This window comes from Kitasatospora sp. NPDC058243 (genome assembly GCF_042882025.1).
GTDB lineage: Bacteria > Actinomycetota > Actinomycetes > Streptomycetales > Streptomycetaceae > Kitasatospora.
The window spans coordinates 47,373-56,096 of the sequence record NZ_JBHVWW010000022.1; the positions used below are offsets into that span (position 1 = coordinate 47,373).

Here is an 8,724-nt window from a genome sequence, read left to right on the forward strand (position 1 = left end):
TCCCCGGAACAGCACGCACCCCGTCCGGCTGTGGCGCCTCGCGGCCCCGCAGCCGGACGGCGCGTCTCGGGGTCCGCCCGTCGGTGCCGGGTTCTAGGCTCGACCCACCGATCGCGGGCAGAACGCCGGCGCCGGTGTTGTTCAGCGGTACGTCGGCGTGCTCCGCCCGTGGGGGGCGGCGCACCGGGCAAGGAGGGCCGCATGACCGTACGGCGCGTGATGGGCATCGAGACCGAGTACGGGATCTCCGTGCCCGGGCACCCCAACGCCAACGCCATGCTCACCTCGTCCCAGATCGTCAACGCGTACGCGGCGGCGATGCACCGGGCGCGGCGGGCCCGCTGGGACTTCGAGGAGGAGAACCCGCTGCGTGACGCCCGGGGCTTCGACCTGGCGCGCGAGGTGGCGGACGCCAGCCAGCTGACCGACGAGGACATCGGCCTGGCCAACGTCATCCTCACCAACGGGGCCCGGTTCTACGTGGACCACGCGCACCCCGAGTACAGCTCGCCAGAGGTCACCAACCCGCGCGACGCCGTGCTCTGGGACAAGGCCGGCGAGCGGATCATGGCGGCCGCCGCGCAGCGCGCGCTGGAACTGCCCAACGGGCAGAACATCCACCTGTACAAGAACAACACCGACAACAAGGGCGCCTCCTACGGCACCCACGAGAACTACCTGATGAAGCGGGCGACGCCGTTCGCCGACATCGTCCGCCACCTCACCCCGTTCTTCGTCTCCCGCCAGGTGGTCACCGGCGCCGGCCGGGTCGGCATCGGCCAGGACGGTTCGACGCACGGCTTCCAGATCAGCCAGCGGGCCGACTACTTCGAGGTCGAGGTCGGCCTGGAGACCACGCTCAAACGCCCGATCATCAACACCCGGGACGAACCGCACGCCGACGCGGAGAAGTACCGCCGGCTGCACGTGATCATCGGGGACGCCAACCTCTCCGAGATCTCCACCTACCTCAAACTGGGCACCACCTCACTGGTCCTGTCGATGATCGAGGACTCCTTCATCGCCTCCGACCTCGCCGTCGACCAGCCGGTGCGCACCCTGCACCGGGTCTCCCACGACCCCACGCTCAAGCACCTGATCACCCTGCGCAACGGGCGCAAACTCACCGCCGTCCAGCTCCAGCTGGAGTACTTCGAGCTGGCCCGCAAGTACGTCGAGGACCGCTTCGGCACCGACGCGGACGAGCAGACACTGGACGTGCTGGCCCGCTGGGAGGACGTCCTCGGCCGGCTGGAGCGCGATCCGATGTCGCTCTCCCGGCAACTGGACTGGATCGCCAAGCGGGAGATCCTGGAGGGCTACCGCAGCCGGGACGCCCTGGGGTGGGAGAATCCGCGGCTGCACCTGGTCGACCTCCAGTACAGCGACGTACGGCCCGACAAGGGCCTCTACAACCGGCTGGTGGCCCGCGGCCGCTTCGAGCGGCTGGTGACCGAGGCGGAGGTCGAGCGGGCCGTCTCCAAGCCCCCGGAGGACACCCGGGCGTACTTCCGCGGGCGCTGCCTGGAGCAGTACGCCGACCACGTCGCCGCGGCCTCCTGGGACTCGGTGATCTTCGACCTGCCGGGCCGGGACTCGTTGCAGCGGGTGCCCACGCTGGAGCCGCTGCGGGGCACCCGCAACCACGTCAAGGAGCTGCTGGACCGCTGTCGCACCGCGGAGGACCTGCTGCGGGTCCTCTCCGGCGGGTAACTTTTCGATCACCATGGGTGAACGTCCGCCGAATGGGAATCATCCGGGGTGGCAGCGGGTGTTGGACAGGAAGCGCCACCGGCAAACCGGGAGCGGCAGTCGCACCTTGTGTATAGGGTCGGTGCAGCAAGCAACGACCAAACCGTGCCAGAAGAATCGAGCGGGGTGAGGGAAATGGCGAGCAAGGACACCGGCGGCGGCCAGCAGCGGGCGAACCGCTCCTCCGAGGAGGTCGAGGAGCAGGCCGCGGAAACCCAGAATTCCGACGACCTCAAGGAGCGCCAGGAAAAGCTGAGCGACGACGTCGACGCGGTGCTGGACGAAATCGACGAGGTCCTCGAGTCGAATGCGGAGGATTTCGTCCGCGGATTCGTGCAGAAGGGCGGGCAATAGCTCGTCCCCGGCATTCGGGAATTCACGGTCGTGACCGTCGAGGGCGGTCGGGCGGCGAGGGCCGCCCGGCCGTCCGGCACCGGCCCCCTGCGCGCGTGGACAGTGATCTCCGGGCGGGTAGGGTGCGGGCAACGCGAGCTTCAAGCTACCTGGAAGGAATCGTGTGGAAGCCAACACTCGTGGCACCGGGCGTCTACCGGCTGCCTTCCTGACCCCGGGGTCCTCCTCCTTCGTGGACTTCCTCGCCGAGCACCGGCCGGAGCTGATCCCCGGCCACCGCGGGCTCCCCGCGGGGGCCGTGATCGAGGCCCCGCACGGGACCACCATCGTGGCCGCGGTGTTCGACGGCGGCGTGGTGATCGCCGGTGACCGCCGGGCGACGATGGGCAACGTGATCGCCCAGCGCGACATGGAGAAGGTGTTCCCGGCCGACGAGTACAGCGCGGTCGGCATCGCCGGCACCGCCGGCCTCGCCATCGAGATGGTCCGGCTGTTCCAACTGGAGCTGGAGCACTACGAGAAGATCGAGGGCGCGGTGCTCTCGCTGGAGGGCAAGGCCAACCGGCTCACCGCCATGATCCGGGGCAACCTGGGCATGGCGATGCAGGGCCTGGCGGTCGTCCCGCTGTTCGCCGGCTACGACCTGGACCTCGGCCGCGGCCGGATCTTCAACTACGACGTCACCGGCGGGCGTTCCGAGGAGCGCGGCTTCGCCGCCACCGGCTCGGGCTCGGTCTTCGCCCGCGGCTCGATGAAGAAGCTCTACCGCGACGGCCTGACGGCCGACCAGGCCGCCACGCTGGTCGTCCAGGCGCTGTACGACGCGGCCGACGACGACTCCGCCACCGGCGGCCCCGACCTCGCCCGCAAGATCTTCCCGATCGTCTCGCTGATCACCGAAGAAGGCTTCCGCCGGCTCACCGACGCGGAGGTCACCGAGATCGCGGTCGCGATCACCGACGAGCGCCGCTCGCACCCCAACGGCCCGCAGGCCCCGCTGCTCTAGCCATCACCTCTCAGGAAAGGGACGACCGCCGGTGTCGACACCGTTCTACGTCTCGCCCCAGCAGGCCATGGCGGACCGCGCGGAGTACGCCCGCAAGGGCATCGCGCGCGGCCGCAGCGTGGTCGTGCTCACCTACGCCGACGGCATCGTCTTCGTCGCGGAGAACACCTCCAGAGCGCTTCACAAGGTCTCCGAGATCTACGACAAGATCGCCTTCGCGGCGGTCGGCCGCTACAACGAGTTCGAGAACCTGCGCATCGGCGGCGTCCGCTACGCCGACCTGCGCGGCTACTCCTACGACCGGGCCGACGTCACCGCCCGGGGCCTGGCCAACGTCTACGCCCAGACGCTCGGCACCATCTTCTCCTCGGTCGGCGAGAAGCCCTACGAGGTCGAGCTGATCGTGGCCGAGGTCGGCCGCACCGCGGACGAGGACCAGATCTACCGCCTCACCCCGGACGGCTCGATCGTCGACGAGAAGAACTACGTCGTGGTCGGCGGCAACGCCGACTCGATCGGCAACTACCTGGGCCAGCGCCACCGGGCAGGGATGGGCCTCACCGAGGTGGTCCGGGCCGCCGTGGACTCGCTCGCCCGCGACCCCAACGGCGGCAGCCCGCGCGCCCTCACCCCGGAGCAGCTGGAGGTGGCCGTCCTCGACCGCCAGCGGTTCCAGCAGCGCAAGTTCAAGCGCATCCTGGGCAACCAGCTCGCCCGGCTGCTCGACGGCGACCAGTCCGCCGAGTCGGACGACGAGGACAACCCGGCGGACACCGCGCCGGAGTAGCAGTGCCTGCGGAGTCCCGTACGGCGGCCGGAAGGAGGCCGTACGGGACTCCGGTGCCCCTGCGGCGGCCCAGTCGTCGTGGAGGCGGTTTCGGACAGCTCCGACACAGAATGGAGTGCTCATGGACCGCCGGATTTTCGGGCTGGAGAACGAGTACGGCGTGACCTGCACGTTCCGCGGGCAGCGCAGGCTGTCGCCGGACGAGGTGGCGCGGTACCTGTTCCGCCGGGTCGTCTCCTGGGGCCGCAGCAGCAACGTCTTCCTGCGCAACGGCGCCCGGCTGTACCTCGACGTCGGCTCCCACCCCGAGTACGCCACCCCCGAGTGCGACGACGTGACCGAGCTGGTGACGCACGACAAGGCGGGTGAGCGGATCCTCGAAGGGCTCCTGGTCGACGCCGAGCGGCGGCTGCACGAGGAGGGCATCGCGGGGGACGTCTACCTGTTCAAGAACAACACCGACTCGGCCGGCAACTCCTACGGCTGCCACGAGAACTACCTGGTGGCCCGGCACGGCGAGTTCTCCCGGCTGGCCGACGTGCTGATCCCCTTCCTGGTGACCCGCCAGCTGATCTGCGGCGCCGGCAAGGTGCTGCAGACCCCGCGCGGCGCGGTCTACTGCGTCAGCCAGCGCGCCGAGCACATCTGGGAGGGCGTCAGCTCCGCCACCACCCGCTCCCGCCCGATCATCAACACCCGCGACGAGCCGCACGCGGACGCCGAGCGCTACCGCCGGCTGCACGTGATCGTCGGCGACTCCAACATGTCGGAGACCACGACGCTGCTCAAGGTCGGCGCCACCGACCTGGTGCTGCGGCTGATCGAGGCCGGCGTGGTGATGCGCGACCTCACCCTGGAGAACCCGATCCGGGCGATCCGCGAGGTCAGCCACGACCTCACCGGCACCCACCAGGTGCGGCTCGCCAACGGGCGCGAGGCCAGCGCGCTGGACATCCAGGAGGAGTACTACACCAAGGCGCTGGAGTTCGCCGACCGCAAGGGCATCAACACCGGCACCATCGGCCAGGTGCTCGAACTGTGGGGCCGGACCCTGGAGGCCGTCCGCACCGAGAACCTGGACCAGGTGGCCACCGAGATCGACTGGATCATGAAGTACAAGCTCATCGAGCGCTACCGCGAGAAGCACCAGATGAGCATGTCCAACCCGCGGGTGGCCCAGATCGACCTGGCGTACCACGACATCCACCGCCGGCGCGGCCTGTTCTACCTGCTCCAGGGCAAGGGCCAGGCGAAGCGGGTGACCACCGACCTCAAGACCTTCGAGGCCAAGTCCATCCCGCCGCAGACCACCCGGGCCCGGCTGCGCGGGGACTTCATCCGCCGGGCGCAGGAGCAGCGCCGGGACTTCACGGTGGACTGGGTGCACCTGAAGCTGAACGACCAGGCACAGCGCACGGTGCTCTGCAAGGACCCGTTCCGCTCGGTGGACGAGCGGGTGGAGAAGCTGATCGCCGGGATGTGACCCCCGAAGGGGATCCCAGGTTTGTGATCAAGGCGGTGTCCGGCCCCGGTGGTGTCTACCGGGGCCGGACACCGTCCGGGCATACGCTGTCCGTCGAAGTCAGGAGAGCCGACCTCGATCGACAGTTAGGACCACCGTGCGCCGCACCGCCGGTTTGCTACTCACCCTGCCCCTGCTGCTGGCGGTCGCCTGCAGCAGTTCGCCCAAGGCGGCCGGCCCGGCGACTCCGTCCGCGGCGAGCGCGCCTCCGACGGTGCCCGCGCCGGTCGGCGAGGCGTCGCCGATGCCCACGCTCTCGGAGGGCGGTTTCGGCAGCAAGGCCACCATCACCCTCCCGGAGGGCCAGCCCGGCGGCCAGTTCGTGGTGAACACCGTCAGCGAGGGCGAGCGGTCGACGGTCAACAAGGGCGACTGGGTGACGGTCAACTACACGGCGAAGGACTGGACCACCGGCAAGGACCTGCCCAGCTCGTACGACCCGAGCGGGAAGCCGCAGCTCTACCAGGCCGGCAGCGGACAGCTCGTGCCGGCGCTGGACCAGAGCGTGATCGGCAAGAAGGTCGGCAGCCGGCTGCTGGTGGTCGCCCCGCCGGCGGCGGCCTTCGGCGAGCAGGGCAGCACCCAGCTCGGCGTCAACAAGGGCGACACCGTGGTGTTCGTCCTGGACATCATGGAGAGCCTGCCGCAGGACTCCACGCTGACCGGCGCCATGACCCCGCCGCCGGCGACGATGCCGCAGGTCAAGGACAACGGCAAGGCCCCGGTGACGATCACCGTGCCGGCCGGGCAGGCCGCGCCCACCGACCTGGAGCAGGCGGTGCTGATCAAGGGCGAGGGCAAGCAGGTCAAGAGCGGGCAGACCCTGGTGGTGCAGTACACCGGGGTGCTCTGGAACAACGGCCAGCAGTTCGACTCCTCCTGGACGCACGGGGGCGCGCAGGCGGTGCAGATCGGCACCGGCAGCGTGATCGAGGGCTGGGACAAGGCGCTGGTCGGCCAGACCGTCGGCAGCCGGATCCTGCTCGTGGTGCCGCCCGCGCTCGGCTACAAGGACCAGGCGCAGGGCTCGGTGCCGCCCAACTCGACGCTGGTCTTCGTGATCGACATCCTGGAAGCTGTTTAGGGAAGCCAGGGAAGCGGTTTAGGGCGGACACGCTCTAGGAAGTCCCCCCGGGGATTCCGTACGCTTGGGCGGACGCTCGTACAACGAAGCGTCCGCCCTCATCCTGAGCTGTCATACTGCCCTCGCACTGTGGCAGGCGCCGCCCGGCGTCGAGGTCCGGGGCGGACGGTGCGACGGCAGACCGGCAGTCAGCACGCCGGTCGCAGACCTGGAAGACCTCGTGGCGAGATGGATGGGGAGTCATGACTGAGAAGACGCCGAGCCCGGGCGGGGCCGACACCGCGGCGAACGACAGCTCCGCGGGTGACCCGGCCGCCTCGCGTCCCGGCGGCCCGCTCCCGGGGGACGGTGAGTCGATCGTCGTCCCGCCGTCGATCCTGAAGCAGCAGGCCGGCTGGGCGCAGCCCGGCGAGCAGCCGCGGGCCTCGGGCGGGACCAAGACGGACGACACCCCGCAGATCTTCGCCTCCACCGTGCGTCGGGGCGACACCTCGGAGGCCGGGTACGACGAGAACCCGCCCGGGGTGGGCCGGCTGGGCGTGATCCTCGGCACGGTGCTGGCCGTGCTGCTGGCCGGCAGCGCCGTGACGCTGTACCTGGTGAACAAGGACGGCAAGTCGGACACCGCCGCCAAGCCGGACGCCGCCAAGAGCGCGCCGCCCACGCCGACCGCCGACCCGGTGCCGCCGATCAAGGACAGCGCCAAGGTGCTGCCCACCGTCACCGGTGACTTCGGCAAGAAGGCCGAGATCCAGGTGCCGGGCGAGGCCTCCGACGGCTCCTTCGTGGTGAAGGTGCTGACCGAGGGCACCGGCCCCAAGGTGGACAAGAACTCCTGGACCTCGGTGGACTACACCGCCAAGGACTGGACCACCGGCAAGGACATCCCGAGCTCGTACGACAACAACGGCAAGCCGCAGATCTTCCAGGCCGGCACCGACGCGCTGATCCCGGCGCTGGACCAGGCCGTGGTCGGGAAGAAGGCCGGCAGCCGGGTCCTCGTGGTGGCCCCGCCGGCCGCCGCGTTCGGCTCCCAGGGCAAGGCCGACATGTCGATCGGGGCGAAGGACGACCTGGTCTTCGTGATCGACATCCGCAACGCCAACGCGCCCGACTCCGTGGTGAGCGGCACCGTCACGCCGCCGCCCGCGGACTTCCCGCAGGTCAAGGACAACGGCAAGAAGCCGGCCGAGATCACCCCGGTGGCCGGCGCGAAGGACCCGACCGAGCTGAAGTCGCACGTCCTGATCAAGGGCACCGGGCCGGCGGTGGAGAAGGGCGAGAAGGTCGTCGTCCAGTACACCGGCGCGCTGTTCAAGGACGGCAAGATGTTCGACTCCTCGCTCAGCAAGGGCCAGGCGTTCTCCTTCCCGGTCGGCGGTGGCCAGGTCATCCAGGGCTGGGACCAGGGGCTGGTGGGCCAGACCGTCGGCAGCCGGGTGGAGCTGGTGATCCCGGCCGCGCTGGCGTACGGCGACAAGGGCCAGGGCGACATCCCGCCGGGCGCGCCGCTGGTCTTCGTGGTGGACATCCTGGACGCCGGTCAGGGCTGATCCACTTTCGGGTGACAATGGTGTGCGTGTGACCTTCGGGTCCGGCCGCGTGGCCGGACCACCCCGGGCGGTGGGCGCCCGTACCGTGGTCCGGGAACGGACCGGGGGTGCGGGCCCCCGCCGCTTGGTCGTGACTGCAATGCGAAACGTGAGAAGAGGGACTGTGAGCGTCAACCTCAACGAGAAGCCCGAGATCGACTTCCCGATCGGCGACGCCCCGGCGGACCTGCAGATCCGCGACATCGTCGTCGGTGACGGCGATGAGGCCAAGTCGGGCCAGGTCGTCAAGGTCCGCTACGTCGGCGTGACCTTCGAGACCGGTGAGGAGTTCGACTCCAGCTGGAACCGGGGCACCGCCCCGTTCTCGTTCCCGCTGGGCGCCGGCCGCGTCATCAAGGGCTGGGACCGCGGTGTCGCCGGCATGAAGGTCGGCGGCCGCCGCGAGCTGACCATCCCGTCGCACCTGGCCTACGGCAACCAGTCGCCGACCCCGCTCATCCCGGCGGGCTCGACCCTGATCTTCGTCGTCGACCTGATCGGCGTCTGAGTCGTTCCACACCGTGGGGGGGAACTCAACCGGGGTTGTGCCCCCGGTCGGTTCCCGAGGTGGGTCTTTTCCTGCTTGCCCATCCAGGTACAGTCGGTCCCGCCGGGCGGCAAACTTCC

The 8,724-nt window shown here is 69.9% G+C and carries 8 protein-coding genes; all 8 read left to right on the forward strand.

Going from position 1 to position 8,724, the window contains the following annotated elements; genetic code table 11:
• The first annotated feature begins 201 nt into the window (after positions 1-201).
• The 8 genes from dop (at position 202) to ACFVX9_RS17070 (ending at position 8,605) form a co-directional block, all read left to right on the forward strand.
• On the forward strand, positions 202-1,713 hold the full coding sequence (gene dop / locus ACFVX9_RS17035) for a depupylase/deamidase Dop (RefSeq protein ID WP_208869055.1): 1,512 nt from the start codon (positions 202-204) through the stop codon (positions 1,711-1,713).
• A 174-nt stretch (positions 1,714-1,887) separates the two neighbouring features.
• Entirely contained in the window at positions 1,888-2,106 is a 219-nt protein-coding gene (locus ACFVX9_RS17040) for a ubiquitin-like protein Pup (RefSeq protein WP_031069167.1), read from the forward strand.
• Between the two features lie 163 nt (positions 2,107-2,269).
• The gene (gene prcB, locus ACFVX9_RS17045; RefSeq protein WP_380342771.1) at positions 2,270-3,112 is read left to right on the forward strand and encodes a proteasome subunit beta; all 843 of its coding nucleotides are present in this window, start codon (positions 2,270-2,272) and stop codon (positions 3,110-3,112) included.
• A 31-nt stretch (positions 3,113-3,143) separates the two neighbouring features.
• The gene (gene prcA, locus ACFVX9_RS17050; RefSeq protein ID WP_380380040.1) at positions 3,144-3,899 is read left to right on the forward strand and encodes a proteasome subunit alpha; all 756 of its coding nucleotides are present in this window, start codon (positions 3,144-3,146) and stop codon (positions 3,897-3,899) included.
• Between the two features lie 121 nt (positions 3,900-4,020).
• Positions 4,021-5,382 (forward strand): Pup--protein ligase, encoded by a 1,362-nt coding sequence (pafA, locus tag ACFVX9_RS17055; RefSeq protein ID WP_063346911.1) that lies wholly within the window; start codon positions 4,021-4,023, stop codon positions 5,380-5,382.
• Between the two features lie 136 nt (positions 5,383-5,518).
• Complete coding sequence (locus tag ACFVX9_RS17060; protein ID WP_363377220.1) at positions 5,519-6,505, forward strand: FKBP-type peptidyl-prolyl cis-trans isomerase; 987 nt, start codon at positions 5,519-5,521, stop codon at positions 6,503-6,505.
• 242 nt (positions 6,506-6,747) lie between these two features.
• Entirely contained in the window at positions 6,748-8,058 is a 1,311-nt protein-coding gene (locus ACFVX9_RS17065) for an FKBP-type peptidyl-prolyl cis-trans isomerase (protein WP_380342778.1), read from the forward strand.
• Between the two features lie 163 nt (positions 8,059-8,221).
• Positions 8,222-8,605 (forward strand): FKBP-type peptidyl-prolyl cis-trans isomerase, encoded by a 384-nt coding sequence (locus ACFVX9_RS17070; protein WP_063346909.1) that lies wholly within the window; start codon positions 8,222-8,224, stop codon positions 8,603-8,605.
• Positions 8,606-8,724 lie beyond the last annotated feature (119 nt).

Coding starts and splice junctions, on each gene's coding strand:
- ACFVX9_RS17040 (WP_031069167.1), top strand. CDS start 1,888: ATGGCGAGCAAGGACACCGGCGGCGGCCAGCAGCGGGCGAACCGCTCC.
- dop (WP_208869055.1), top strand. CDS start 202: ATGACCGTACGGCGCGTGATGGGCATCGAGACCGAGTACGGGATCTCC.
- ACFVX9_RS17065 (WP_380342778.1), top strand. CDS start 6,748: ATGACTGAGAAGACGCCGAGCCCGGGCGGGGCCGACACCGCGGCGAAC.
- pafA (WP_063346911.1), top strand. CDS start 4,021: ATGGACCGCCGGATTTTCGGGCTGGAGAACGAGTACGGCGTGACCTGC.